Annotated in this window: 22 protein-coding genes and 2 pseudogenes; 14 read left to right on the top strand and 10 right to left on the bottom strand. The window is 61.5% G+C overall.

Features of this window, described 5'->3' with window-relative positions; translation table 11 throughout:
* Positions 1-38: 38 nt before the first annotated feature.
* Genes FHT82_RS07435 through hemW form a run of 3 tightly spaced genes read left to right on the top strand, consistent with a single transcriptional unit; the run spans position 39 to position 2,321 of the window.
* Positions 39-455 (top strand): VOC family protein, encoded by a 417-nt coding sequence (locus FHT82_RS07435; RefSeq protein WP_183727897.1) that lies wholly within the window; start codon positions 39-41, stop codon positions 453-455.
* 9 nt (positions 456-464) lie between these two features.
* On the top strand, positions 465-1,109 hold the full coding sequence (rdgB, locus tag FHT82_RS07430; RefSeq protein ID WP_183727895.1) for an RdgB/HAM1 family non-canonical purine NTP pyrophosphatase: 645 nt from the start codon (positions 465-467) through the stop codon (positions 1,107-1,109).
* A gap of 9 nt (positions 1,110-1,118) precedes the next feature.
* Complete coding sequence (gene hemW, locus FHT82_RS07425) at positions 1,119-2,321, top strand: radical SAM family heme chaperone HemW (RefSeq protein WP_183727893.1); 1,203 nt, start codon at positions 1,119-1,121, stop codon at positions 2,319-2,321.
* A 4-nt stretch (positions 2,322-2,325) separates the two neighbouring features.
* Here the strand turns inward: hemW and FHT82_RS07420 are convergent.
* A pseudogene (locus tag FHT82_RS07420) lies at positions 2,326-3,245 on the bottom strand (DMT family transporter).
* A 142-nt stretch (positions 3,246-3,387) separates the two neighbouring features.
* Here FHT82_RS07420 and gcvA point away from each other — a divergent pair.
* Positions 3,388-4,272 carry a transcriptional regulator GcvA gene (gene gcvA / locus FHT82_RS07415; protein WP_183727891.1) on the top strand — a complete coding sequence of 295 codons (885 nt, stop codon included), beginning with the start codon at positions 3,388-3,390 and terminating at the stop codon, positions 4,270-4,272.
* 45 nt (positions 4,273-4,317) lie between these two features.
* Here gcvA and FHT82_RS07410 read toward each other — a convergent pair whose 3' ends face one another.
* The 5 genes from FHT82_RS07410 to mutM form a co-directional block, all read right to left on the bottom strand.
* Complete coding sequence (locus tag FHT82_RS07410; protein ID WP_183727889.1) at positions 4,318-5,400, bottom strand: saccharopine dehydrogenase C-terminal domain-containing protein; 1,083 nt, start codon at positions 5,398-5,400, stop codon at positions 4,318-4,320.
* A gap of 132 nt (positions 5,401-5,532) precedes the next feature.
* Positions 5,533-7,086, bottom strand: coding sequence for a chromosomal replication initiator protein DnaA (gene dnaA / locus FHT82_RS07405; RefSeq protein ID WP_183727887.1), 1,554 nt, complete (start codon positions 7,084-7,086; stop codon positions 5,533-5,535).
* Between the two features lie 862 nt (positions 7,087-7,948).
* A complete protein-coding gene (gene rpsT / locus FHT82_RS07400) occupies positions 7,949-8,227 on the bottom strand; it encodes a 30S ribosomal protein S20 (RefSeq protein ID WP_183727885.1) in 279 nt (92 codons plus the stop codon).
* A gap of 195 nt (positions 8,228-8,422) precedes the next feature.
* Positions 8,423-9,196: an enoyl-CoA hydratase gene (locus tag FHT82_RS07395; protein ID WP_183727883.1), complete on the bottom strand. Its 774-nt coding sequence runs from the start codon at positions 9,194-9,196 to the stop codon at positions 8,423-8,425.
* A gap of 9 nt (positions 9,197-9,205) precedes the next feature.
* Positions 9,206-10,096, bottom strand: coding sequence for a bifunctional DNA-formamidopyrimidine glycosylase/DNA-(apurinic or apyrimidinic site) lyase (gene mutM, locus FHT82_RS07390; RefSeq protein ID WP_183727880.1), 891 nt, complete (start codon positions 10,094-10,096; stop codon positions 9,206-9,208).
* A gap of 153 nt (positions 10,097-10,249) precedes the next feature.
* Here mutM and ubiE point away from each other — a divergent pair, with 153 nt between their 5' ends.
* The 8 genes from ubiE to FHT82_RS07350 all read left to right on the top strand — a co-directional run bounded on the left by ubiE (position 10,250) and on the right by FHT82_RS07350 (position 20,073).
* Positions 10,250-11,026: a bifunctional demethylmenaquinone methyltransferase/2-methoxy-6-polyprenyl-1,4-benzoquinol methylase UbiE gene (gene ubiE, locus FHT82_RS07385; RefSeq protein WP_183727878.1), complete on the top strand. Its 777-nt coding sequence runs from the start codon at positions 10,250-10,252 to the stop codon at positions 11,024-11,026.
* A 5-nt stretch (positions 11,027-11,031) separates the two neighbouring features.
* The gene (gene ubiB, locus FHT82_RS07380) at positions 11,032-12,606 is read left to right on the top strand and encodes a 2-polyprenylphenol 6-hydroxylase (protein ID WP_183727876.1); all 1,575 of its coding nucleotides are present in this window, start codon (positions 11,032-11,034) and stop codon (positions 12,604-12,606) included.
* Positions 12,607-12,697: 91 nt separating this feature from the next.
* Positions 12,698-14,281, top strand: a complete 1,584-nt coding sequence (locus tag FHT82_RS07375) for an aromatic amino acid lyase (RefSeq protein ID WP_183727874.1) — start codon at positions 12,698-12,700, stop codon at positions 14,279-14,281.
* A gap of 27 nt (positions 14,282-14,308) precedes the next feature.
* Positions 14,309-15,676 carry an amidohydrolase family protein gene (locus FHT82_RS07370; RefSeq protein WP_183727872.1) on the top strand — a complete coding sequence of 456 codons (1,368 nt, stop codon included), beginning with the start codon at positions 14,309-14,311 and terminating at the stop codon, positions 15,674-15,676.
* Complete coding sequence (locus FHT82_RS07365) at positions 15,673-16,953, top strand: Zn-dependent hydrolase (protein ID WP_183727870.1); 1,281 nt, start codon at positions 15,673-15,675, stop codon at positions 16,951-16,953. The genes FHT82_RS07370 and FHT82_RS07365 overlap by 4 nt, the downstream gene beginning before the upstream one ends.
* On the top strand, positions 16,934-18,031 hold the full coding sequence (locus tag FHT82_RS07360) for a DUF917 domain-containing protein (protein ID WP_183727868.1): 1,098 nt from the start codon (positions 16,934-16,936) through the stop codon (positions 18,029-18,031). The genes FHT82_RS07365 and FHT82_RS07360 overlap by 20 nt, the downstream gene beginning before the upstream one ends.
* Positions 18,032-18,034: 3 nt before the next feature.
* The gene (locus tag FHT82_RS07355) at positions 18,035-18,364 is read left to right on the top strand and encodes a TfoX/Sxy family protein (RefSeq protein WP_183727866.1); all 330 of its coding nucleotides are present in this window, start codon (positions 18,035-18,037) and stop codon (positions 18,362-18,364) included.
* Positions 18,365-18,411: 47 nt separating this feature from the next.
* Positions 18,412-20,073, top strand: a complete 1,662-nt coding sequence (locus FHT82_RS07350) for a urocanate hydratase (RefSeq protein ID WP_183727864.1) — start codon at positions 18,412-18,414, stop codon at positions 20,071-20,073.
* Positions 20,074-20,084: 11 nt separating this feature from the next.
* On the opposite strand, the gene FHT82_RS07345 is transcribed toward FHT82_RS07350, so the two are convergent.
* Positions 20,085-20,486: a GFA family protein gene (locus FHT82_RS07345; protein ID WP_183727862.1), complete on the bottom strand. Its 402-nt coding sequence runs from the start codon at positions 20,484-20,486 to the stop codon at positions 20,085-20,087.
* Positions 20,487-20,544: 58 nt separating this feature from the next.
* Positions 20,545-21,798: an MFS transporter gene (locus FHT82_RS07340; protein ID WP_183727860.1), complete on the bottom strand. Its 1,254-nt coding sequence runs from the start codon at positions 21,796-21,798 to the stop codon at positions 20,545-20,547.
* Positions 21,799-21,889: 91 nt separating this feature from the next.
* Between FHT82_RS07340 and FHT82_RS07335 the strand changes: the two genes are divergently transcribed.
* Positions 21,890-22,765: a LysR family transcriptional regulator gene (locus FHT82_RS07335; RefSeq protein WP_183727858.1), complete on the top strand. Its 876-nt coding sequence runs from the start codon at positions 21,890-21,892 to the stop codon at positions 22,763-22,765.
* Here FHT82_RS07335 and FHT82_RS07330 read toward each other — a convergent pair.
* Complete coding sequence (locus tag FHT82_RS07330; protein WP_183727856.1) at positions 22,734-23,666, bottom strand: LysR family transcriptional regulator; 933 nt, start codon at positions 23,664-23,666, stop codon at positions 22,734-22,736. The genes FHT82_RS07335 and FHT82_RS07330 overlap by 32 nt on opposite strands.
* A 125-nt stretch (positions 23,667-23,791) precedes the next feature.
* Between FHT82_RS07330 and FHT82_RS07325 the strand changes: the two genes are divergently transcribed.
* Positions 23,792-24,556, top strand: a complete 765-nt coding sequence (locus FHT82_RS07325) for an SDR family oxidoreductase (RefSeq protein ID WP_183727854.1) — start codon at positions 23,792-23,794, stop codon at positions 24,554-24,556.
* Positions 24,557-24,617: 61 nt separating this feature from the next.
* On the opposite strand, the pseudogene FHT82_RS07320 reads toward FHT82_RS07325, so the two are convergent.
* Positions 24,618-24,785 (bottom strand): annotated as a pseudogene (locus FHT82_RS07320) (NmrA family transcriptional regulator); the annotation flags it as partial.
* Positions 24,786-24,809: the final 24 nt, after the last annotated feature.

Here is a 24,809-nt window from a genome sequence, read left to right as displayed (position 1 = left end):
CCCTGCTTCCGGGGGCGAGGTCGGACAAGGGGCGGGCAATGGCACAACCCATCGAAGGCATTCTCGAAACTGCGCTTTACGCGACCGATCTCGATGCGGCCGAAGCTTTTTACGGGAATGTGCTGGGCCTTGAGAAGATTACACGTTCGGGCAACCGCCATGTGTTCTTCCGCTGCGGGCCGGGCGTGCTTCTGATCTTCAACCCGGAGGAAACGGTGAAGCCGCCGGCGCCTGACAGCCTGCAGGTTCCGCCGCATGGCACGACCGGAAAGGGCCATGCCTGCTTCAGGGTTTCGGGAGATGATCTCGATGCGATGGCCAGGAAGCTGAAGGCTGCCGGCACCGCTATCGAATCCGAGGTTCACTGGCCGCAGGGCGGCCGATCCATTTATTTCCGCGATCCCAGCGGCAACAGCCTGGAATGCGCGGAAGCGAAAATCTGGGGCATGGAATAAGGATATTTTATGCGTAAGCTCGAAACCAAGACCATTGTTGTTGCCAGCCATAACCAGGGCAAGATCCGCGAGATCCAGGATCTGATCGGGCCGCTGGGCTTTACCGCCAAATCAGCTGCCGAGCTCAATTTCATCGAACCGAAGGAAACCGGGACGACCTTCGAGGAGAACGCGACGATCAAGGCGCTCGCCTCGGCGCAAGCCTCCGGCCTGCCGGCCCTGTCTGATGATTCAGGCCTCGTAGTCGATGCGCTCGGCGGTGATCCCGGCGTCTACACGGCCGACTGGGCGGAGACCGGTAACGGCAGCCGCGATTTCAACATGGCCATGGAGAAGGTCGAGAGAGCACTGGAAATGGCCGGCGCCACCAAGCCCGAGCAACGCACTGCCCGTTTCGTCAGCGTGCTCTGCCTTGCCTGGCCGGATGGCCATACCGAGCTTTTCCGCGGCGAAGTGGAAGGCACGGTCGCCTGGCCGCCGCGCGGAATACAGGGTTTCGGCTATGATCCGGTCTTCCAGCCGGAAGGCTATGATGTCACTTTCGGCGAGATGAGCGCGGAAGAAAAGCACGGATGGAATATCGGCAAGCCGCAGGCTCTGTCGCACCGTGCCCGTGCCTTCAAGCTCTTTGTCGAAACCTGCCTGGAAGCATAAGGCCAAGCTTTGAACATGATCGAGTCGCCTGCACTGATGCGCGATGCAAAGCTTCTGCCCGATACCGGTGAGCCCGGTTTCGGGATCTATGTGCATTGGCCTTTCTGCGCGGCGAAGTGTCCCTATTGCGATTTCAACAGCCATGTCCGGCATCAGCCAGTCGATCAGGAACGCTACGTCGCGGCCTTCCTGAAGGAGATCGCAACGGCCCGCCAGATGAGCGGGCCGAAGACGGTGACCAGCATCTTTCTCGGCGGCGGTACGCCCTCGCTGATGAAGCCGGAAACGGTCGACGCGATCCTTGGTGGCATCTCGCGGCATTGGCACGTTCCTGACGGTATCGAGATCACGATGGAGGCCAATCCTTCCAGCGTCGAAGCGGAACGCTTCCGCGGCTATCGCGCCGCAGGTGTCAATCGTGTCTCGCTCGGCGTGCAGGCGCTGAACGATCGCGATCTTAAATTCCTCGGTCGGCTGCATGATGTCGCCGATGCGCTGAAGGCGATCAAGCTCGCGCGCGACATCTTCCCGCGCATGTCTTTCGACCTGATCTATGCCCGCCCGAACCAGACGGTGGAAGAATGGGAGCGGGAACTCAAAGAAGCCATTTCCTACGCTGTCGACCATCTCTCGCTCTATCAGCTCACCATCGAGGAAGGCACACCGTTCTACGGTCTCCACAAGGCCGGAAAGTTGATCGTGCCTGACGGAGACCAGTCGGCGGCGCTCTACGAAGCCACGCAAGAGATCACCGAGCGCGAAGGTATGCCGGCTTATGAAGTGTCCAACCACGCCCGACCCGGCGCGGAGAGCCGCCACAACCTCACCTACTGGCGCTATGGTGACTATGCCGGCATCGGCCCCGGCGCGCATGGGCGCCTGACACGCGGGCCAGAAAAGATCGCGACTGCTACGGAACGCAAGCCGGAAGCCTGGCTGGAGCTCGTCGAACGCGACGGGCACGGCATCATCGAGCAAGAGCGTCTCGGTTTCGATGAGCAGGCCGATGAATTGCTGCTGATGGGGCTGCGTCTGAAGGAAGGCGTCGACCTTGCCCGCTGGCAGCAGCTTTCCGGCCGCGATCCCGATCCGAAACGCGAAGAGTTTTTACTGGAGCACGGCTTCATCGAGCGGATCGGCAATTCCCGCCTGCGCTGTACGCCGGCAGGCATGCTCATCCTTGATTCCGTCGTTGCGGACCTCGCCTGCTGAACCGTCAGGCGACGCGTCTCCTCCCCAGATTGACGAGCCTCCCATCGATCGCCGCAAGGCCGACCGCGATCAGGGCCATGCCGATCAGATGCTTGAGCTGCAACTGCTCGCCGAGAGCCGCCGCGCCGAGAAGAATCGCGCTGACGGGGATCAAGAAGGTCACCAGCATCAGGTTAGTGGCACCTGCCGTGGCCAGGATTCGGAAGAAGAGCACGTAGGCCACGGCAGTCGAGAGGATCGCAAGGCCTGATAGCGCCAGCCAAGTCTCGGCGGAGGGCATGGCGAGCGTCCAAGGCTGGTCGGCGACCAGGGCGATCGGCAGCATCAATACCGTCGAAGCCGTCACCTGTCCGGCGGCTGGAATGAGCGGCGCAAGGCCCATCCGGCGGAATCGCCGTCCCCAGATGCCAGCCAGCGAATAGGAGAAGGCGGCACCGAGGACCGCGAGTTGGGCAAGCACGTTCGAGCCGAGATCCTTCAAAGCGTCGAAGCCGATCATGTAGGCAACGCCGGCAAATCCGACGATCACGCCGAAGAGACGGTTTACCGTCAACTTTTCATCCGCCGTCAGCACATGGGCAACGATCACGGCGAAGAGCGGCGTCGTGGCGTTGAGGATCGACGCAAGGCCGCTCGCAATATGCGTCTGGCCCCAGACGATCAGGCAGAAGGGGATCATATTATTCAAGAGCCCATGCCGAAGAAAGCGATCCAGCTCTGCCTGTCGCGCGGCATGGCGTGGCCCATGGCACGCACGATCAGATTGAGCGCGATAGCGGCAAGCAGAACACGTCCAGTCACGATCGTGAACGGCGGCAGTGTTTTCACGAGAATGCCGTTGAAGAAGAAGGACCCGCCCCAGAGAAGCGACAAGACGATCAGCATGGCCCATTCTACGGCGCCCATGGATTTCTGCAGTGCCATGACAATCTCCTCTATCGAATTCTGCTAAAGCGTTCTTCGCGGCGCACCCACGCATATTTGCCAGAAATATCAGTTTTTATTAGTATTCCTTATCACCTGACAAACGAGCATTTCTTTTTCTATGATTGAGCTGAGCTAAACCATGAATGATCCGCTGCCCTCGCTATCGGCCCTGCGCGCCTTTGAGGCGACGGCGCGTCACCTGAGCATGACACAGGCGGCACATGAGCTGCATGTCACGCCCGGCGCTGTCAGCCTGCAGATCCGCGACCTCGAGGCTTCGCTCGGCGTCTCGCTTTTCGAGCGGCGGACCCGGCAAATTCTGCTGACCGCGGAAGGCCGCGATTATTTCGCGACGTTGCGCACCGCCTTCCAGCTCGTGCGCGAGGCAACGGCATCGCTGACCGCACGGCGGCGCGGCAATGCGCTGGCGCTCACCTGTACGGCAGGTTTTGCAACGCACTGGCTGCTGCCGCGGCTTCAGCGGTTCGAGGACATGCATCCGGACATCGATGTCCGCATCAGCGCCTCCCATCGCATGTTCGATTTCGAACGCGATGGAATCGATCTCGCCATCCGCCATGGACTTGGCGGCTACGAAGGGCTGATCAGCGAACGGCTGGTCGATGACGAGTTGGTACCGGTCTGTATACCGACAATTGCCACAGCGCTTGGCGCAGATCCTTCGCCCGACGATCTCGCCAGATATCAGCTCATCCACGACGTCTACCGCCGCGACTGGCAGCTCTGGCTGGCGGCCGCGGGCGCAACGAAAGTCGATGCCTCCCGCGGTCCGATCTTCAGCGACGGCAATGGCGCTTTCGAAGCGATGAAGTCAGGTTTCGGTGTGGCGCTGATGCGCCGCTCCTTCATCGAGAAGGAGCTTGCCGAAGGCCGGCTTGTGGCACCCTTTCCACTGGGGCTCACAAGCAAGCTTGCCTACCATCTGGTCTATCCAGGCACAGCGCTGGAGCGCCCGGCGGTCGCAGCGTTCCGGCGCTGGCTGCTTTCGGAAGCGACGGCTTAGAGCAATCCGGACGCAAGACCGCTACGCAGGTTTACTGGAATTGCTTTAATCCCGGCTGGTAGCTCCTGCCTTGAAGAGACTACCCGTCGGCGTCTTCAGGAACATCTCCAGTGGAATATGCTCCTGATGCAGGAAGCCGCTGGCCGGCAGCAAGCCGTCGCGGACCATCTCGATGACGGCAACCACCGACGCCGAGGTCGTCCAGGCGATCGCGGTGCGCCGCGCGCCGGCAATCTCGATCGGATAATAGGCGCGCACGAACTCTTTGCGACGCAGGGCACCATTGATCGTGCCTTCGGCCGCGACATGTACATAGACGACGTCATCATCGACCGGCGGCTTGGCGTTGGTCAGGATTTCACCGGCGAGCTGTCTCCTGTCGCGCATCAGAAGCTCATGGAAGAAGAAATTCATCAGCTCCATGTGGCCGGGATAACGCATCGTCTTGTAATCGAGGTTATCGACCTTGCCGAGCATGGTGTCACACATGGTGCCGAGACCGCCAGAGGTCGTGAAAGCCTCCAGCTTGACGCCACCGACATAAATCGTCTCATGCCATTCCATCGGCGAGACGAGCTTGCGCACGCCGCCCTCGATGACCTCGCAGTCATTCAGATATTCATTGACCACGCCTTCCGGCGACCAGTTGAAGGCATAACCCAGAAGTCCGGTCGGGTTCTGTGGCAGAGCGCCGACGCGCATGCGGATCGAGCGGCAGCGGTCGAAGCCATCGGCGAGGCTTGCGCCGACGATACCGACGAAACCCGGCGCCAGACCGCATTGCGGCGCCATCAGCCCGCGAGCGGTCTTGGAAAGCTCGATGATGAAATTGGTGGTCGGCACATCCTCGGTCAGATCGAAATGGTGGATGCCGGCAAGATGAGCGGCGCGGGCCAACTCGATATTCAGGTGGTAGGGCAGGCAGGACAGGACCGCCTCGACGCCCGACAGCAGCTCGCCGATGACGGAGACGTCGGTGATATCACCGGTTTGGCATTTGAAGGGCAGGTCGCCCACGGGCGGCTGCGCATCGACGCCGATAACCTCGAAGCCGCCCTCATGCAAAAGCGTTGCCGCCAGCCGCCCGACCTTGCCCAGGCCGATCACGGCAATCCGTTCAAAACTCATTAATGTCCTCCCGAGCGCCGACATTCTTCACCGACGCAATTTTCTCACGTGGAGGCTGTATAGAATAAAACGCTTATAAAAGAAAACAGCCGGGATCACTCCCGGCTGCCGGTTCATGGTGGCATGCACCGATTATTCGTTGATGAGGCGCTTCAGAAGCTCGATCTCATGCGAAAGTTTCGTGTCTCCCGATATCAGTTCCTCGATCTTGCGCACGGCGTGCAGAACCGTCGTATGGTCGCGTCCGCCAAAGCGGCGGCCGATTTCCGGGAAAGAGCGCGGCGTCAGCGTCTTCGACAGATACATGGCGATCTGGCGCGGCTTGACGATGACGCGCGTGCGGCGGTTCGAGACCAGCTCCTGGCGCGAGACGTTGTAGTGACGCGCGACGATACGCTGAATGTCCTCGATACGCACACGACGCGGTTCACCAGAACCGACGAGATGGGCCAGCAGCTCATCCACGCGCTCGATCGACAGGTTCGGCTCGAAGGAGCGGCGGAAGATCAACTGGTTGAAGGCGCCTTCCAGTTCGCGGCCGCTCGCAGTGATGTTGCGGGCGACATGCTGCAGCAGTTCGGCCGGGATTTCCAGTGACGGATCTTCCAGACGGGCCGCCGTCAGACGACGCTTCAGGATTTCGAGACGCATCTCGTAGTCCGGGGCGTCGAGCTCGATCGCCACACCGCCCTGCAGACGCGAACGGACACGCGGGTCGAGCGATTCCAGCTCCCACGGTGCGCGGTCGGCTGCGACGACGACCTGCTTGGCGCTGTCGAGCAGCATGTTCAGCAGATGGCAGAACTCATGCTGGATCATCTTACCCTGCAGGAACTGCATGTCATCAATGATCAGGAGGTCGATGTTGCGCAGCGAGTCCTTCAGCGTCAGCGCGTCATTGTCGCGGATTGCGGTCGCAAAACGCCACATGAAGTATTCGGCCGTCAGATAGACGACGCGCAGCCCACGCGGGTTCTGCACGGCGGCATTGGCGATCGCCTGCAGCAGATGGGTCTTGCCGAGGCCGACGGTCGCATGGACGAAGAGCGGGTTGAAGCGCACGGCGCCCTGACCTGCTTCCGCAATAGTCTTGGCGGCGGCGAGCGCCACACGGTTGGAGCTGCCCTCGACGAAGGTGTCGAAAGTGAAGCGGGAATCCAGCGGCGAGCCAAAAAGAGGCGAACCGACACTTGCCGGGCGCGCCGCAGCGGCGGCCGAAACAGCCTGCTGGACGATCTGCCCCGCCGGCTGGGCCGAAGCCGGGCGGCGAAGCTGGGTGGGCTGGGTGACCGGCTCGACGGAGACTGCATCGTCCAGCGCCTTCGTACCGGCGCGGGTTGCCGTGCGCACAAGGATCTCGACTTTCAGGATTTCGGGATCTTCAGCCTGGAACAGACCAACAATGAGATCGAGATACCGGTTGTTGATCCACGACTTCAGAAAGGTCGTGGGAACGGTGAGACGGACGACACTCTTGGAAACCGAATGAAGCTTGAGCCGCGCAAACCAACTTGCGTAGACGTCAGGACCGACTTGTGCCTTCAGACGCGCGCTGACGCGTTCGAAGAGAACGCCATGCTTCATCTCACCCTTTTCTTCCGTTGCGCTCAGGTGAATGGAACCGAAAGACTGCGGTGCAGCTTCCCCGTTATCCAGCGCACCCGTCGTCATCGAATTCATCTGCATAATGCCGCCTTTCATTTCCTCGGGCGGTCATTCGTTGACAGCCGCCCGATCATTCCCCGCTTTGACACAGCCGACGACACCCTCATGAGCCGCCCGCATGCCGGTTCACTCAAACACTGTCCCATTTCTGAGACCGACACAGAAACCCTTCAGTGGCCGCGGTCATGCGACAACCGTCACAAACGCTCTATGTCAGGCTGGCGGCCGATCCTCGTTTTTCGCCCGCAAGCCCGAACGCAATGTTACACCGTCCCCTGCCCCTTCTCCCGGCCTCGCGTAATACGTGTGGCTTCGGAGAGCACAAAACGTCCCCGTCCCGTGACAGCCACGTCACGGTACAATGCCGTCGAGTGCGTGAGAAAACGGAAGCTTTACGCTCCGCCGCAAGTGACACAGAACCATCGTCCTGCCGACGTGGCAGTTTGGACTGACTTCTGCAGGTGATGTCCGCGCCCTTTGCTGGACGCCATTTAGGCAGGATCAAAAGGCAAGATCAACGATGAATTTTACGCAAAATTAAGAAGCGGCCATTGACTCCGGCGGCCCCTTTAGGGCGTCACACCAACGTCAAAAAAGAATCGCTTTTGAATCAAGGAGATTCCCCAACTGGGCTATTTTGGACACGCATAAAAAGAAAAAAGAAAAAATCTTCTTGACTCATTTGATGCCGCGGGTTGCGTGACCAGAGTCGCAACCTTTAAAAAGATCCTTGCGTAACTTATTGTTTTTAAACGATTTTTCCTGTCATGCCCCTGACACGAAATCGTCGCCGGATTAACCATATCCGTGGCAGGCAGCGGAATCGAAAAAGCCCGGTAAAATTACCGGGCTAATCATAACGAGCAATTCGTTAATGAGATATTTAGGCGTTCGCAGAAGCCGAAAGAGCCTTCACACGAGCAGCGAGGCGCGAGACCTTGCGGGAAGCCGTGTTGGCGTGCAGGACGCCCTTGCTTGCGGCGCGTGCCAGCTCGGGCTCGGCTGCGAGGAAGGCTTCCTTTGCCTTGGCGGCATCACCAGCGGCGAGTGCCTCTTCGACCTGGCGAACGTAGGTGCGAACGCGCGAACGGCGAGCCTTGTTGACTGCGGTACGGCGAGCGATCTTGCGGGTCGCCTTTTTCGCCGAAGTTGTATTGGCCATGGATGCCTCTCTCAAGAATTCGAACAAAACTCCGCCATTGCCGCGCCGGCCCTGCGGCCACTCAAATTCAGCAATACGGGAGCATTAGTGGAAAACCTGAGCGGCTTTCCGAACCGTGGGCGGGCATATAACGCTAAAGCCGACCCACGTCAACGCGCATTTTCAAGGAAAGGCCCGTTTCCCTGCGCCGCCCGCTCACCTGTTCTTGAAGGCGGGTTTGCGCTTCTCGATGAAGGCGGCCATGCCCTCTTTCTGATCCTCGGTCGCAAAGAGGCTCTGGAAGAGGCGGCGCTCGAAACGCAGGCCCTCTTCCAACGTCGTTTCGAAGGCGCGGCTGACCGCCTCCTTCGCCATCAGTACCGAGGGACGCGACAGCAATGCGATCCTTGCAGCAGCCTCCAACGCCTCATCCAGCAGACCTTCGGGTGCCACCACACGCGAAACGAGTCCCGAGCGTTCGGCTTCCGCCGCATCCATCATCCGGCCGGTCAGAATAAGGTCCATCGCCTTGGCCTTGCCGACCGCTCTCGTCAGGCGCTGCGAGCCGCCGATACCGGGAATGACACCGAGGGTGATCTCCGGCTGTCCGAACTTCGCCGTCTCCGAGGCAATGATGAAGTCGCAGAGCATGGCGAGTTCGCATCCGCCGCCGAGCGCAAAACCGCTGACAGCGGCGATGATCGGCTTGCGGGCCTTGGCGATCTCGTCCCAGCCGCTGATAAAATCGCTCTTGTAGACTTCGGCAAAATCGAGCGGCTGCATTTCCTTGATGTCGGCGCCGGCGGCAAAGGCGCGCTCGGAACCGGTCAGCACGATTGCACCGATCGCCTCGTCTTCATGAAAGGCCGCATAGGCAAGCTTCAATTCCTTGAGCACGGTCGAATTCAGCGCGTTCAGCGCCTTGGGCCGGTTCAGTGTGATGAGGCCGACATTCCCTCGGGTTTCGACAAGAAGTGTTTCATAGGCCATGGCGCTCTCCTATTTCTGGCAGGTGGCGCAATAGAAGGTGGAGCGGCCAGCCTGCACGATGCGCGAGACCGTATCGCCACAGCCCGGCGTGCGGCAAGTTAGACCTTCGCGGTCATAGACGGAAAAGGAATGCTGGAAATAGCCGAGCGAACCATCCGTCTGGATATGGTCGCGCAAAGACGATCCGCCGGCAGCGATCGCATCGGCGATGACATCGCGGATGGAGCTGACCAGCAGGTTCAGCGGCTCCTTCGGCTTACCCGCCTTGTTCACCAGCGTGCCGGCTGCGCGCGTCGGCAACAGATGCGACCGCCAGAGCGCCTCGCAGACATATATATTGCCGAGCCCGGCGATGTTTTTCTGATCTAGGAGTGCGCTCTTCAGCGGCTGAGCCTTGCCCTCGAAACGTTCGGCCAGGTAGCCGGCTGACAATTCGTTGCCTGTCGGTTCCGGGCCAAGGCCGAACAGGAAGGGATTCGCATCGAGCTCGGAACGGTTGGCAATATCCATGAAGCCGAAGCGGCGCGGGTCATTGTAGATAACGCGGCGCGGGCCGCCCTCGCCGTCCAGATGGAAGATGGCGTGATCGTGCTTCTCGTCTTTGGAGCGCTCGTGCTGAAAATTGCCCGGCGTGGCAGTCAGCGGCCCCTGCTCGATCCGGAAGGAGCCGGACATGCCGAGATGGGAAATGATCGTCTTGCCACTGTCGAGATCAATGAGCAGGTACTTGGCACGCCGTCCGAGGCCGAGGATCTTCCGGCCGGATACCTGTTGCTCAAAACCCTGCGGAAAGGGAAACCGCAGATCGCCGCGGCGCAATTCCAGCCTCTCAATGCGCGCGCCCTCCATTGCCGGCGTCAGTCCGCGCTTCACCGTTTCTACTTCTGGCAATTCCGGCATCTTAACCCATCTATATCTAACGTGTTTCAACCGCCCGCGATGTGCGCTATAGCGCCAACGTGCCGCGGGCGGATTGTGGCCCACAGATAGCGCCGCGCCCTCGCTTTCGCTATGGTCGCCGCGTCGAATTCTTGATGTGAACGGAGTAGCTTGATGTCAGACAGCCGGACCTCCGCCGATGGCGGCATGGAAACGTCCTACGGCTTCCGCGAGGTGCCGACCGGTGAAAAGCAAGGCCTCGTCAACGAGGTCTTCCACAAGGTCGCCAAGCGCTACGACATCATGAACGACGTCATGTCCATGGGCATGCACCGTGTCTGGAAAGATGCGATGATTGCGGCACTGAATCCGCGCAAGGAGCCGGGTTACAAAGTGCTCGACGTTGCCGGCGGCACCGGCGATATCGCCTTCCGCATCGTCGAGGCCTCGAACCGTCAGGCGCACGCGACCGTGCTCGACATCAACGGCTCGATGCTCGGCGTCGGTGCGGAGCGGGCGGCAAAGAAGAAGCTTTCGGACAATCTCACCTTCGTGGAAGCCAATGCCGAGGACCTTCCTTTCGAGGCAAACAGCTTCGATGCCTATACGATCGCCTTCGGCATCCGCAACGTGCCGCGGATCGAGGTGGCGCTCTCGGAAGCCTATCGCGTGCTGAAGCGCGGGGGACGGCTGCTTGTGCTGGAATTTTCGGAAGTGGACCTGCCGGTTCTCGACAAGGTTTATGAGGCCTGGTCCTTCAACGCCATCCCGAAATTCGGCAAGGCGATCACCGGCGACGCCGAGCCTTACCAGTATCTTGTGGAATCGATCCGCAAGTTCCCGAACCAGGAGAATTTCGCGGCGATGATCCGCACGGCCGGCTTCTCGCGCGTGACCTACACCAATTATACCGGCGGCATCGCTGCGCTGCATTCCGGCTGGAAGCTCTGATCCGCATGAGTGCTTTCGGAGCATATTTCAGGCTCGCAAGGGTCGGCTGGATTTTGGTGCGCGAAGGCGTCATCTCGGCCCTGCCTTCGGAGGGTCTGCCGCCATCGATCAGCCTGGCGAAATCCTTCGTCGGCATGTTCGCCCGCAATCGAAGCAAATCCCAGAAGCGCAGTGACCGGCTGGCTAAAGCCGTTGAACGGCTGGGGCCGTCCTATGTGAAGATCGGCCAGTTCCTCGCGACGCGTCCCGATGTCGTCGGCGTCGAATTTGCCGACGACTTGTCGCAATTGCAGGACCGGATGGCTTTTTTCCCCGCGGCTGCCGCCAAGGCGAATATCGAGGGCTCGCTCGGACGTCCGATCACAGATCTCTATGCGAGCTTCGGCGATCCGATTGCCGCAGCCTCTATCGCCCAGGTACATGCTGCCGAGGTCAACACGCCGGCAGGACCTAAAAAGGTCGCCGTCAAAGTCGTGCGGCCGGGTGTCAGGGCGCGGTTTGCCCATGACATCGAAGCGATGTACCTCGTTGCCCATATGCAGGAACGCTTCATGCCAGCCAGCCGGCGCCTGCGGCCGGTCGAAGTGACGAAGACGCTGGAGCAGACCACCAAGGTGGAGATGGACCTGCGCCTGGAAGCAGCCGCACTTTCGGAGATTGCCGAGAATACCGAGAAGGATCCCGGCTTCCGCGTGCCGAAGGTGGACTGGGAGCGCACGGGCCGCGACGTCATCACCATGGAGTGGATCGACGGCGTCAAGATGTCCGATGTCGAAGGGTTGCGCGCCGCCGGCCACGATCTCAACGAGCTTGCCGATACGCTGATCCAGTCTTTCCTGCGTCATACGCTGCGCGACGGCTTCTTCCATGCCGACATGCATCCGGGCAATCTCTTCGTCGATGACGGCGGCATGATCGTCGCCGTCGACATGGGTATCGTCGGGCGCCTCGGAAAGAAGGAGCGCCGTTTCCTTGCCGAGATCCTCTACGGCTTCATTACCCGCGATTACATCCGGGTGGCCGAAGTGCATTTCGAGGCAGGCTATGTGCCCGGCCACCACAATATCGAGAGCTTTGCCCAGGCGATCCGGGCGATCGGCGAGCCGATCCACGGCCAGCCGGCCGAGACGATCTCCATGGGCAAGCTCTTAACGCTGCTCTTCGAGGTGACCGAACTCTTCGACATGCAGACGCGACCCGAGCTCGTGATGCTGCAGAAGACGATGGTTGTCGTCGAAGGCGTCTCGCGCATGCTCAATCCGCGCTTCAACATGTGGAAGGCATCTGAGCCGGTCGTCGGCGACTGGATCAAGAACAATCTCGGCCCGAAGCGCATCGTCACCGATCTCAAGGATGGACTGAAGGCAGCCGTAAAGCTTGCCGAAGCAGCACCTGAAATTGCCGCCCAGACGGAGAAATTCCACCATCAGCTTCTGCATATGAGCGAGCACGGGCTGCGCTTCGACGAGCAGACGGCTGAGGCCATCGGCAAAGCGGAAGCGCGCCATAACCGCTCCGCCAAGATAGCCCTCTGGATCATTGCGCTCACGCTTCTCTATATTGCCTGGGTAATGAGCTGACAGGAAGCAATAAAAGCATGATGTGTTCGGCATTTGGGATATCCCGCCAGATGTGAGGCTCGCTTAGTCTCGCCTCCATGGAGATGAGAACATGAAGCACGAACGCCCCGGAATCGAACTGAGCGGCCAGCCCTTCAGCTTTGCCGAGATGATGAGGATTGGCTCCGGCAAGGTTGCACTTTCAGCATCGGCGATCGGCATGCAGCGGGTGAAGATCGCGCGTTCGATCGTCGAAGATGCCATCGAATCCGGCATGCCGGTCTATGGTGCGACCACCGGTGTCGGTGCCATGAAGGATGTCGAATGGTCACCGGAGGATCTCGACGCCTTCAATCTCGGGCTCGTACGCGCCCATCACTTCGGCACCGGCACGCCCTTTTCCTGCAATGTCGTGCGCAATGCCATGGCGATGCGCGTCAATACGGCGCTGACGGGCCAGGTCGGTTGCACGCCTGAGTTGATCGAAGCTTATATACGAATGCTCTCGGCCGACCTCATTCCGGTCGTGCGCCGCACCGGTTCCATCGGCTGCGCCGATATCGGCCTCATGGGCCAGATCGGCGCAGTGCTGACCGGTGTCGGGGAAGCGATCTATCGCGGCAACCGCATGCAGGCGGCAGAAGCCTTCCGGGCAGCCGGCATGGCGCCGGTCAAGATGGCGCCGCGTGACAGCCTCGCCTCGCTCAGCGTCAATGCCGTCAGCTTCGCGGCAGCAGCCGAGACGACACGCAATGCTGCGGCCTCGATCCGCGTGCTGCTGGCAACCGGCATGATGGCTTCCGGTGCGCTCGGCGCATCGCGCGATCCCTGGCGGGCCGTGCGCCATGTCGGCACGGCGCGGGAGGCGCTGATCGGCGCCTGGCTTTGCAACGCCTCAGACGAATGGGAATGGCCGGTCGCCACCCACGTGCAGGACGCGCTGAGCCTGCGCATGATCGCCCAGGTTTTTGGTGCTGTTATCGAAAACCTGCTTTCGACCGGCCATAAGATCCTTGCCGCCACTGGCCGCTCCGACGACAATCCCGTCGTCGTGGAAGGACGGGTGATGACCTCAGGCGGCTCCTTGCCGCTCGATGTGACGATCCTCCTGGAATCGGCAGCGCTCTGCATGGCGCATGCGGCGCGTAACGCCTTCAACCGCTGCGTCCTGCTCGGCAACGGCCAGCGGCGCGACCTGCCGGTCAATCTTGTGCCGCCGGGTCGTATCGCCACCGGTTTCGGGCCGATCATCAAGCTTGCCGGCGAAATCTTCTCGCGCGTGCTTTCCATGTCGAACCCGGTTTCCGCGCAATCCCTCGTCGTTGCAGCCGGCCTTGAGGACGAGGCAGCCTTCCTGCCGCTCGTCATCGAACGTTTCGACCGGCAGATGCGGGCGCTGAAGCGTCTGGCGGCGCTGGAGGCCCTGCTTTCGGCACAAGCGATCGATATTATCGGCGACACGCCGAAGGGTGTGGCCGGCATGCTCTACGCGGTCGTGCGCAAACATGCGGCCTTCTATACGGTCGACCGGCCGCTTTCGGCCGAGGTGGAAGCGATCGAGAAAGAGCTCGGCTCGGATGAATTCATCTCGAAGCTGATCGAGCAGGTGCCGATTGCTTCCTTCGATGATTTCTTCGCGCTCGGTTCGCTCGAGCGCATCGAGGAACGGCTGACGCGAGAACCGGCCATCATCTGAATAAAGACCTATCGAGGGAGACGCGGCATGGATTTCGATCTCGTTCTGCAGGGCACGGTGGTGCTGCCGGAGCGTATTCTCGAAGGTGGCTATGTGGCCGTTCGCGAGGGAAAGATCGCAGAAGTCGGTATCGGCGTGCCGCCGGCAGCCAGGGAAAGGCATCTGCTTGGCAAGGCGCTGATCCTGCCGGGTGCCATCGACGCGCAGGTCCATTCGCTCTCCCAGAAGGGTCAGGAGGATTTCATCTGGTCGACTCGCTCGGCGGCTGCGGGCGGTGTGACCACCATCGTCGACATGCCCTATGACGAGGGAAATCTCGTCTGCTCGGCTGAGGCGGTGAAGAAGAAGGTCGATCACGCCGGCCCGCAGGCGCGGGTCGATTTTGCGCTCTACGGCACCGTCGATCCCGAGGAAGGGGCTGCCCGCATTGCCGAGATGGTGGAAGCGGGTGTTGCCGCCTTCAAGTTTTCAACCTTCGGCACCGATCCCAAACGCTTCCCGCGCATCCCACCGGCCCTGCTCGACGCCTGTTTTGCGGCGATTGCGCCAACCGGGCTGACGGCCGGCGTGCACAATGAGGATGACGAGGCGGTCCGCACCTATATGGAGCAGGTGAAGGCAAGCGGCATTACCGACTGGCGCGCGCATGGCCTGTCGCGCCCGCCGATCACCGAACTGCTTGCCATGCACACGATCTTTGAGACTGGCGCCAATACCGGCTGCCCATCCCATGTCGTGCATTGCTCGCTCGGGCGGGGTTATGACATCGCCCGAGCCTATCGCCGCGACGGTTTTGAGGCGACGGTCGAATGCTGCATTCACTACCTTACACTTGACGAGGAAAACGATGTGAAGCGCCTCGGCGGCAAGGCGAAGATCAATCCGCCGGTGCGTCCGCGCGCCGAGGTCGAAACCCTGTGGCGCAAGCTTGCCGAAGGCAATGTCTGGCTGGTCTCGACCGACCATGTGAGCTGGTCGGAAAACCGCAAGACCAATCCGGACATGCTGGCGAATGCATCGGGTGTTCCGGGTCTGGAGGTCATGGTGCCGCTCTTCATCAAGGGCGCCCTGGAACGCGGCATTCCCTTGACTTGGGCGGCGAAGCTAATGGCCGAGAACCCAGCGAAGCATTTCCGTCTCGACCACATCAAGGGCGCGCTGACATCGGGCAAGGATGCTGACATCGTCGTGCTGGAACCCAAGGAAACGATCTATGATGCATCGGCCAGCGGCAACAATGTCGTCGGCTGGAGCCCCTATAACGACATGCGCCTGCCGTGGACGGTCTCGGCAGCCTGGCTGCGCGGGCAAATGATCACCGAAGGTTCGAAGGTCCTGGCGGAGCCTGGTGCCGGCCGCTTCGTGCGCCCGCTGCCGCGACAGGTGCTGGCATGAGCCGCAACCTGCCCGTCAATCCCGGCCGGATCGCCGAGGATATCGAAGCCCTTTCCACCATCACCGAGCCGGGGCATCCCTGGACGCGACGGGCTTTTTCTCCGCTCTTTCTCGAAGGCCGCGCCTATCTCGAGGCACGCATGCGGGCGATCGGCCTGGATACCCGCATCGATGCCTCCGGCAACCTGATCGGCCGGCGGGAAGGCTTAAAACCCGGCTCCGGCGTCCTCATGCTCGGCTCGCATTCCGACACCGTGCCGGATGGCGGACGTTTTGACGGCATTGCCGGCGTTGCTGCAGCGTTGGAGGTGGCGCGGGCGCTGCGGGAAAAGGAAATACGCCTCGACCATGATCTGGAGATCGTCGACTTCCTGGCCGAGGAAGTCAGCATTTTCGGGGTCTCCTGCATCGGCAGCCGCGGCATGACGGGGCAATTGCCTCAGGCGTGGCTTTCCCGCACGGTGGAGGGGCGTGATCTTGCCGAAGCGATTGCCGAGGTCGGTGGGTCGCCGGGCATACTGACCCACGAGAACAAGCCCGATATTGCCGGGTTTCTCGAACTGCACATCGAGCAAGGCCCCGTCCTTGAGACCGAACACCAGGATATCGGCATCGTCACGGCGATATCAGGCATTACCCGCATCGAAATCACCGTCGAGGGTCGTGCTGATCATGCCGGCACGACGCCGATGGAATCGCGCGCCGATGCATTGGTTGCCGCTTCGCAGCTCGTCCTCGATATCCGCAATGCCGCCAGCGAACTTGCCAGGACACCCGGTCATTTTGCGGCAACCGTCGGTGAATTTCGCATCGAGCCGAATGCCGCCAACGTCGTTCCTTCCCGCGTCGTATTGCTGATCGATGGACGGGCCGAAATCCGCGCCGACATGGAGGCCTTCTGCCACTGGCTGGACGGCCATACGCAAAAGCTTGCTTTGGCCTTCGGCGTGACGATCGCGCCCCCCAACCGCATCTCCGACAATCTCCCGACACCTGCTGATAAGGGCCTGCTTTCCACGCTGGAGCGCGCCTGTGAGACGGTCGGCGCCAAACACCGCTTCATGGCATCAGGCGCCGGCCACGATACGGCCTGGATCGCCCGCATGGCGCCGGCTGCGATGATCTTCGTGCCCTGCAGGGAAGGCCGCAGCCATTCGCCGGATGAATGGGCTGAAAATGACGACATAGCACTCGGCGCCGCGGTGCTTTTCGAAGCGGTGCGCGAGATGGATCGGAACTTGATCAGGGAGAAGGGCGATGGGACGCATATTGGTTGAGAAGGACGTGGAAGCTGCCGTCAAGGGCGGTTCCGTCTATGCCGCCGGCGGTGGCGGCTGGGCCGATCACGGCCGGATGCTCGGCTATGCCGCCGTCAACATCGGCAAGCCTGAGCTCGTCTCCATCGAAGAACTTGGCGATAGCGACTGGGTCGCGACGGCGGCAGCAATCGGTGCGCCGGCCTCCACCACGCCCTGGGAAATGCAGGGTATCGATTATGTGAAAGCCGTGCAGCTTCTGCAGGAGGCGCTCGGCGAAAAGCTCTCCGGCCTCATCATCGGCCAGAACGGCAAGTCCTCGACGCTGAACGGCTGGCTGCCTTCGGCCATCCTCGGCACCAAGGTCGTCGATGCGGTCGGCGATATCCGCGCGCATCCGACCGGCGACATGGGGTCGATCGGCATGGCGGGTTCGCCGGAGCAGATGATCCAAACGGCCGTCGGCGGCAATCGATCCGAAAGCCGTTACATCGAGTTGGTCGTCAAGGGTGCGACTGCGAAAATCTCGCCGGTGCTGCGCGCGGCCGCTGATCAGTCGGGTGGCTTCATCGCCAGCTGCCGCAATCCGCTGCGAGCTTCCTATGTCCGCAAGAATGCGGCGCTTGGCGGCATCTCGATGGCGCTGAAGCTCGGCGAAGCGATCATCGAGGCTGAAAAACGCGGCGGATCGGCTGTTATCGACGCGATCTGCAAGACGACGGGCGGCCATATCCTGGCTGAGGGTACGATCACCAGGAAGGATGTGGTCTACACGAAGGAAGCCTTCGATATCGGCACGATCACAGTCGGTGCCGGCGACAAGGCCGTGACCCTGCATGTGATGAACGAATATATGGCTGTCGATGATGCCGGCGGCACGCGTGTCGCAACCTTCCCGGCCGTCATTACCACGCTCTCCGAGGAAGGCGAACCGCTCTCCGTCGGCCAGCTCAAGGGCGGCATGCATGTCTTCATTCTACACGTGCCGAAGGACATCATTCCGCTCTCGGCCAGCGTGCTCGACCCGACCGTCTATCCGTCCGTCGAAAAGGCGATGGGCATCGAGATCGCGCGCTATGCATTGGAGACGAGGGCCTGAGGCATGGCACGCGATCCCGGCCTGGAAGAACTGATGCGCGAGGAGCTCGGCGATCGGCCGGGGCTGACCGAAAAATCCATGTTCGGCGGCTGGGCCTTCATGCTTAACGGCAACCTGCTCTGCTGCGCACGCCAGGACGGCATGCTTCTCCGTCTCGGCAAGGGCAATGACGGCTGGGCGCTCGCTCTGCCCGGCGTGATCCAGATGCTGTCAGGCGAGCGGATCATGCATGGCTGGGTGCGCGCCAATGCCGATGTCTATGGCGACGATGCCATGAGACGGCGTCTCATCGATGCGGCACTCGCTTATGTGGAACCGATGCCAGCTAAGTGAAATTGCCGGTGCTGTATGCGCCGACGACGAAAAACGAGGAACCCAAGATGCCGAAGGCCAATCCACGCCATCCGAAATTTCCGATTCCCGGCGGGCCGGAGTTGCGCGCCAAGGGCTGGCGGCAGGAAGCGCTGCTGCGGCTTCTGGAAAATGTGCTCTCGGTCGGCGAGGATCCTGACAATCTCGTTGTTTATGCCGCGCTCGGCAAGGCGGCGCGCAACTGGCCGGCGCATCGGGGCATCGTCAAGGCTCTCACCGAGATGGACGAGGACCAGACGCTACTGATCCAGTCCGGCAAGCCGATCGGCCTCGTGAAGACCCATGCCAAGGCGCCGCTCGTCATCATGGCGAATTGCAACATCGTCGGCCAGTGGGCGAAGGCCGAGGTCTTTTACGAATTGCAGCGCAAGGGGCTGATCTGCTGGGGCGGGCTGACGGCCGGCGCCTGGCAATATATCGGCAGCCAGGGGGTCATTCAGGGCACCTATGAAATCTTCATGCGCATCGCCGAACGGCGCTTCGGCGGTGATCTCCATGGCCGCTTCGTGCTGACGGCGGGGCTCGGCGGCATGGGGGGTGCGCAGCCGCTCGCCGGCCGCATGGCGGGGGCTGCGATCCTCTGCGTCGACATCGATGCGGAGCGCGCCCGCAAGCGTCAGCAGATCGGCTATCTGCAGGAAATAGCCCCTAATCTCGACGGAGCGCTCGCGATGATCGATGCAGCCGTCAAGGAAAAGCGCGCGTTGTCCGTCGGGCTTGTCGGCAATGCGGCGGAAATCTATCCAGAGATCGCCCGGCGCGGCATCGTGCCCGATATCGTCACCGATCAGACCTCGGCCCATGATCTCGTCTATGGCTATGTGCCGAAGGGCATGAGCCTCGATCAGGTGAAGGGCCTGCGTGACGAGGGCCAGGGCCAGCTTATGGCCGCGAGCCGCACCTCGATCGTCGAGCATGTGACTGCCATGCTGGAGTTCCAGAAGCGCGGATCGGAAGTCTTCGACAACGGCAATCTCATCCGCACCCAGGCCCGCGAGGGCGGCGTTACCAATGCCTTCGACATTCCGATCTTCACGGAAGCGTATCTCCGCCCGCTCTTTGCCCGCGCGATCGGCCCCTTCCGCTGGATGGCGCTGTCGGGCGAAGAAAGCGATATCGCGCAGATCGACGATCTGCTCTTGGAGATGTTCCCTGACAACAAGATCATCACCAACTGGATCCGGCTGGCGCGCGAGCATATTCCCTTCGAAGGATTGCCGGCGCGCATTGCCTGGCTGGGTCACGGTGAGCGCACGGCGCTGGCCCGGCGCGTCAACGAACTGGTTGCGAATGGCGAGCTCAAGGGTCCCGTCGCCTTCTCCCGCGACCATCTCGATGCCGGTGCGATGGCGCATCCGAATATCATGACGGAGCGCATGAAGGATGGCTCGGACGCCATTGCCGACTGGCCGCTCATCGATGCGATGATGCTCTGCTCCTCGATGGCCGACCTTGTCGTCGTCCATTCGGGCGGCGGCGGTTATGCCGGTTACATGACGAGCTGCGGCGTGACCGTCGTTGCCGACGGATCCGAAGCCGCCGACGAACGTCTCGACCACGCACTGACCAACGATACGGCGCTCGGCGTCATGCGTTATGCCGACGCCGGCTACGACGAGGCACTGGACGAAGTGGCGAAGAAGGACGTGCCCTATATCCGGCTTGGCTGAATGCCACCCGCTCAGAGATGCCTTATTTCGGTGGGTGCTGCGTCGTAACGGTCATTCAGACCGTCGAAATAGGCGATGGGTGCCGCGGCAAGTTCTTCGGCATCTGCATCGTCGAGGCAGTTGATTGCGACGGCGATAAAGGGGCCGATGGTCTCGTTGTCGTTGCGAGCGAAGGAGCTCACGCCGCAGGTCTCGCAGAAGAGGTGATGGATCGAGCCGGAGCCGAAGAGATATTCGCGCAAATGGTCCCTGCCTGAGACCAACCGAAAATCATTTGGCTGCACGATCGCCAGCCAACTGCGTTTCTTGCGGCAGACGGAGCAATTGCATTTGAAGGTGCCGGCCGAGAGGTCGAACCCGGCCTCATAGGCGACGGCGCCGCAGTGGCAGCTTCCATGATAGGTTTTCTTCACGATATTCCTCCGAATGATATTTAACCTATCGGTTAAATTAATGATCGTGAACCGGAAGTCAAGGCGGGCGCCGGGCAAGCCGGCGCGCGGCCAGTGCAGAGAGAAAAGCCGACGCCATTAGGATGAGCGTGAAGACCACGACCGCGGCCCATCCCTCCATCGCCCAGAACCAGCCGCCTGCCGAGCCAATGACGCTGGAGCCGATGTAATAGGCGAGCATGTAGAGCGAGGAGGCGTGTCCTTTGGTGCCGACGGCGAGCTTGCCGACGAGACCGCTGGCTACAGAATGCGTCATGAAGAAACCGCTCGTCAGCACGATGATGCCGAGGATGATGAGCGGCAGGGATGCCGAGAGCGTCAACGCGCAGCCTGCTGCTGTGATGACGATGCCCGCCAGCAGCACGGTGAAGTGGCCGAGGCGGTCGCCGAGGATGCCGCCGATCGAGGACGCACCGATACCGAAGAGATAGACGGTGAAGATCAGGCCGAGTTCGGTCTGGTTGAGCTCATAGGGTGGCGCGACGAGGCGGAAGCCGGCGTAATTGTACATCGTCACGAAGGAGCCCATCGCGAAGAAAGCGATGGCGAAGATGAAGGGCAGCGCCGGATTGCCGAGATGCCCGAGCCAGGCCTTCAGATGGAACTGCGGATCGAAGCCTGCGCGACGCACGAAATTGCGTGAGGGCGGCAGCAGCGCGATAAAGCCGATGGCCGCAGCAAGGCCGATGGCGCCGATCAGGAATATGGCCGGCCGCCAGGAGAGATATTCCGCGAAGATCCCCGTCAGCACGCGGCCCGACATGCCGCCGAAAGCCGTGCCACCGACATAGAGGCCCATCGTGGCGCCAAGGCCGCGCGGATCGATTTCTTCTGCAAGATAGGCCATGGCGACGGCTGGCACACCGCCAAGCACGAAGCCCTGCAGCGCGCGGATAACCAGCAACAGATGCCAGCTTGGCGCAAAAGCGGTGGCGATCGTCAGCACGGCAGCTCCGACCAGCGAAATCGACATCAGACTGCGCCTGCCAAGCCCCTCCGAGACGGCTGCAGCGCAGACGATGGCGATTGCCAGGAAGCCCGTGGCGAGCGACAGCGACAGCGAGCTTTCGGCCGGGCTGACGGCAAATTCCTGCGCGAAGATCGGCAGCAGCGGCTGCACGCAATAGAGCAGCGAGAAGGTAGCGAAGCCGGAAAGGAAGAGCGCCAGGCTGGCACGGCGATAGGCGCCGGTGCCGCGTGTCAGATAGTGTCTTGCCTGGGTCTCCTCGGCTGTTTGCAGGCTGGCGACGTCTTGGATTGCAGAGTCGGACATGAGTCATTCCTTCCTGCTTCCGATCTAGTCAAGGCGCCTCCATTTGTCCAATATATGAAACTGGCGATCTTGATAGGTTTTGGAGATAGCGATGGAGCTGCGGCATATCCGATATTTTCTGGCGGTCGCCGAAGAGGGCAATTTCACGCGGGCAGCCGCGCGCCTCGGCATCGGCCAGCCGCCACTCAGCCAGCAGATCCGCGATCTTGAGGCCGAAATCGGGGTGATGCTCTTCCATCGCGTGCCGCATGGAGCGGAGTTGACGGTCGCCGGTACGGCCTTCCTTCCGGAGGCGAAGGCATCGCTTGCGGCGGCCGAGAAGGCGCGGCTTGCGGCTCAAAGCGCCAATCGCGGCGAGACCGGCCGGCTGTCGCTCGGTTTTACCGCCTCCTCCGCCTTCAATTCCCTAGTCAGCACCACGATCCGCCGCTTTCGCGCCCGCTGGCCCGAAGTGCGCCTGTCACTGACGGAGATGAATACGCTGGGGCTGATGCAGAAGCTGGAGCGCGGCGAGCTGGATGCGACCTTCATGCGTCCTGGCCTCAGCGATCCCGATGGCATCAGGCTGAAGCGCCTGCCGGACGAGCCGATGGTCGTCGCCCTGCCCGCCGGCCATCCGCTTGCAAAACACAGAATGCTGTCGCTCGCCTTGCTGGCCAACGAACCCTTTATCCTCTTCCCGCGGCTTGTCGGTCTCAGCCTCTATGACGATGTCGTGCGCGCCTGCCGCGAGGCCGGCTTCGAGCTGACCGTGGCGCAGGAAGCGCCGCAGATTTCTTCGGTCGTCAATCTCGTTGCCGCCGATCTCGGCGTTTCGATCGTCCCGGCCTCGATTTCTCAGATCAAACTTGCAGGGGTCGCCTACCGGCCGATCGAAGGCCCGCCTGCCGTGGCGCGGCTGGCGCTCGCCGTGCTGCGCAGCCAGCGCTCTCCCGTCACCGAAAACCTGATGAGCCTGCTATCCTGACAGCCGGATCCCAATAGGGTGGATCGCCGAAGGTCTTTTTCAGATGATCGGCGATGGCGCGCAGCTTGGCCGAGGGATTTCTGCCTTCGGGATGGGCCATGTAGATGAATTCCGGCTCCGGCCGGGCACCCACATCGATCTCGACCAGGCGCCCCTCGCGGATTGCGGGACCGATAATGAAGGTCGGCAAAAGCGCGATGCCGAGGCCTGACATCGCCGCATCGTGCAGCATATCGCCATTGTTGATGCCGAGACCCAGCATCGCACGAACGACGACCGCCCCTTCATCCGTTTGGAACCGCCAGTCGGCGACGCCGCGATTGGTGTAGAAAAGTCCGTGATGGCTGTTGAGATCGGCGAGCGAAGCCGGCGTTCCGTGACGCTCAAGATAATCGGGCGATGCCACCAACAGCCTTCGGCTGCGGGCGAGCTTCCAGGCGATCAGCCGTGAGTCTGCGATGGCACCGTGGCGGATGATCGCGTCATATCCGTCCGATGCCGGATCGACTCGCCTGTCGTCCATATCGAGCGTCAGCGCGATCTGCGGGTGCGCCTTCAGAAATGGATAGAGCGCTGGGCCGAGATGCAGGCGGCCGAACGTGACGGGGGCGGCGATGCGTAGCGGGCCTGACAGAGTGCCGCGGCGTTCCGCCATGTCGGCCTCGGCATCTTCCATTTCGCGGACGATGCGTACGGCGCGCTCCAGAAAGGCGGCTCCATCCTCCGTCAAGGTCAGCTTGCGCGTGGTGCGGTGGACGAGCATGGCGCTCAGTGTCTTCTCCAGCTCCGCCAGTCTTTCGCTGACGACGGATTTAGACAGCCGCAGCCGTCGAGCGGCCTCGCTCACCGATCCGGCCTCCACCACCGCAACAAAAGCCGTAATACCCTCGATCTTCATCATCGTTCGGCTTTTCCGAATTCGAGCTCCGCATTTAGGAGACTAATCCGAACGAAGAAAGAATGCCATCTTCCACTCATCGAAACCGGCGGCCACGCCAATCCAACCGAAATTCAGGAGATGGAACAATGAATCGTCTGATCAACAAGGTCGCAATCGTCACCGGCGCAAGCTCGGGTATCGGCCGCGTTACCGCCAAACTCTTTGCCGCTGAAGGCGCCAAGGTCGTCGTCGGCGCGCGCCGCCAGGCCGAACTTGAAAGCCTGGTGGCCGAAATCAAGGCCACGGGCGGCGATGCCGTCGCCGTTGCCGGCGACGTCCGCTCGGAAGACTATCACAAGGCGCTTGTCGCAGCCGCCGTCGAAAATTACGGCAAGCTCGACATCGCCTTCAACAATGCCGGCACGATCGGTGAGGCCGGCCCGAGCACAGAAGTTTCGGAGGCAGGCTTTGCCGACACGGTGGCGATCAACCTGACGGCCTCCTTCCTTGCCGCCAAACATCAGATCGCGGAGATGGTCAAGCACGGCAGCGGTTCGGTGATTTTCACCTCGACCTTTATCGGCTACAGCTTCTCCTTCCCGGGTGTGGCTGCCTATGCCGCCAGCAAGTCCGGCCTCATCGGACTCACACAGGCACTCGCCGCCGAATACGGCCCGCAGAATATCCGCGTCAACGCTGTTCTGCCCGGTGCCGTGGACACGGACATGTATCGGGAAATGAATGATACCTCCGACAAGCAGGCCTTCATCACCAACCTGCATGCCCTGAAGCGCGTCGCAACACCGGAAGAGCTTGCCCGCTCCGTGCTCTACCTAGCATCCGACGATGCAAGCTTCGTCACCGGCACAGCTTCGCTGGTCGATGGCGGTGTATCGATCACTCGTACCTGAGGGTGAAGCCTATCTCGTAGATATGAGAAGGCCGCGGTTCCTCCCACCGCGGCCTTCTCGTTCATGCGCTGGAGACGAGACGGCGAATCGCCGTTTCGATTGACATCGTACCCTTCTGCGATCTCTCGCGGCCACCTTCGAAGTCGACCCAGCCCTCATTGAAGCCGTCGAGCATGCGCATGCGGGGTTCCGGGTTCTTCATGCCCTGAGCACGGAACAGCTCTTCCCAGCCTGTTTGCCAAACCCGCCCTTG

This window comes from Rhizobium sp. BK275, assembly GCF_014193555.1.
Lineage (GTDB): Bacteria > Pseudomonadota > Alphaproteobacteria > Rhizobiales > Rhizobiaceae > Rhizobium.
This window is presented reverse-complemented; position numbering and strand designations above follow the sequence as displayed.

Excerpts from the sequence above, each read along its gene's own strand:
- FHT82_RS07435 (WP_183727897.1), top strand. The coding sequence starts at position 39 with ATGGCACAACCCATCGAAGGCATTCTCGAAACTGCGCTTTACGCGACC.
- rdgB (WP_183727895.1), top strand. The coding sequence starts at position 465 with ATGCGTAAGCTCGAAACCAAGACCATTGTTGTTGCCAGCCATAACCAG.
- gcvA (WP_183727891.1), top strand. The coding sequence starts at position 3,388 with ATGAATGATCCGCTGCCCTCGCTATCGGCCCTGCGCGCCTTTGAGGCG.
- FHT82_RS07410 (WP_183727889.1), bottom strand. The coding sequence starts at position 5,400 with ATGAGTTTTGAACGGATTGCCGTGATCGGCCTGGGCAAGGTCGGGCGG.
- dnaA (WP_183727887.1), bottom strand. The coding sequence starts at position 7,086 with ATGCAGATGAATTCGATGACGACGGGTGCGCTGGATAACGGGGAAGCT.
- rpsT (WP_183727885.1), bottom strand. The coding sequence starts at position 8,227 with ATGGCCAATACAACTTCGGCGAAAAAGGCGACCCGCAAGATCGCTCGC.
- FHT82_RS07395 (WP_183727883.1), bottom strand. The coding sequence starts at position 9,196 with ATGGCCTATGAAACACTTCTTGTCGAAACCCGAGGGAATGTCGGCCTC.
- mutM (WP_183727880.1), bottom strand. The coding sequence starts at position 10,096 with ATGCCGGAATTGCCAGAAGTAGAAACGGTGAAGCGCGGACTGACGCCG.
- ubiE (WP_183727878.1), top strand. The coding sequence starts at position 10,250 with ATGTCAGACAGCCGGACCTCCGCCGATGGCGGCATGGAAACGTCCTAC.
- ubiB (WP_183727876.1), top strand. The coding sequence starts at position 11,032 with ATGAGTGCTTTCGGAGCATATTTCAGGCTCGCAAGGGTCGGCTGGATT.
- FHT82_RS07375 (WP_183727874.1), top strand. The coding sequence starts at position 12,698 with ATGAAGCACGAACGCCCCGGAATCGAACTGAGCGGCCAGCCCTTCAGC.
- FHT82_RS07370 (WP_183727872.1), top strand. The coding sequence starts at position 14,309 with ATGGATTTCGATCTCGTTCTGCAGGGCACGGTGGTGCTGCCGGAGCGT.
- FHT82_RS07365 (WP_183727870.1), top strand. The coding sequence starts at position 15,673 with ATGAGCCGCAACCTGCCCGTCAATCCCGGCCGGATCGCCGAGGATATC.
- FHT82_RS07360 (WP_183727868.1), top strand. The coding sequence starts at position 16,934 with ATGGGACGCATATTGGTTGAGAAGGACGTGGAAGCTGCCGTCAAGGGC.
- FHT82_RS07355 (WP_183727866.1), top strand. The coding sequence starts at position 18,035 with ATGGCACGCGATCCCGGCCTGGAAGAACTGATGCGCGAGGAGCTCGGC.
- FHT82_RS07350 (WP_183727864.1), top strand. The coding sequence starts at position 18,412 with ATGCCGAAGGCCAATCCACGCCATCCGAAATTTCCGATTCCCGGCGGG.
- FHT82_RS07340 (WP_183727860.1), bottom strand. The coding sequence starts at position 21,798 with ATGTCCGACTCTGCAATCCAAGACGTCGCCAGCCTGCAAACAGCCGAG.
- FHT82_RS07335 (WP_183727858.1), top strand. The coding sequence starts at position 21,890 with ATGGAGCTGCGGCATATCCGATATTTTCTGGCGGTCGCCGAAGAGGGC.
- FHT82_RS07330 (WP_183727856.1), bottom strand. The coding sequence starts at position 23,666 with ATGATGAAGATCGAGGGTATTACGGCTTTTGTTGCGGTGGTGGAGGCC.
- FHT82_RS07325 (WP_183727854.1), top strand. The coding sequence starts at position 23,792 with ATGAATCGTCTGATCAACAAGGTCGCAATCGTCACCGGCGCAAGCTCG.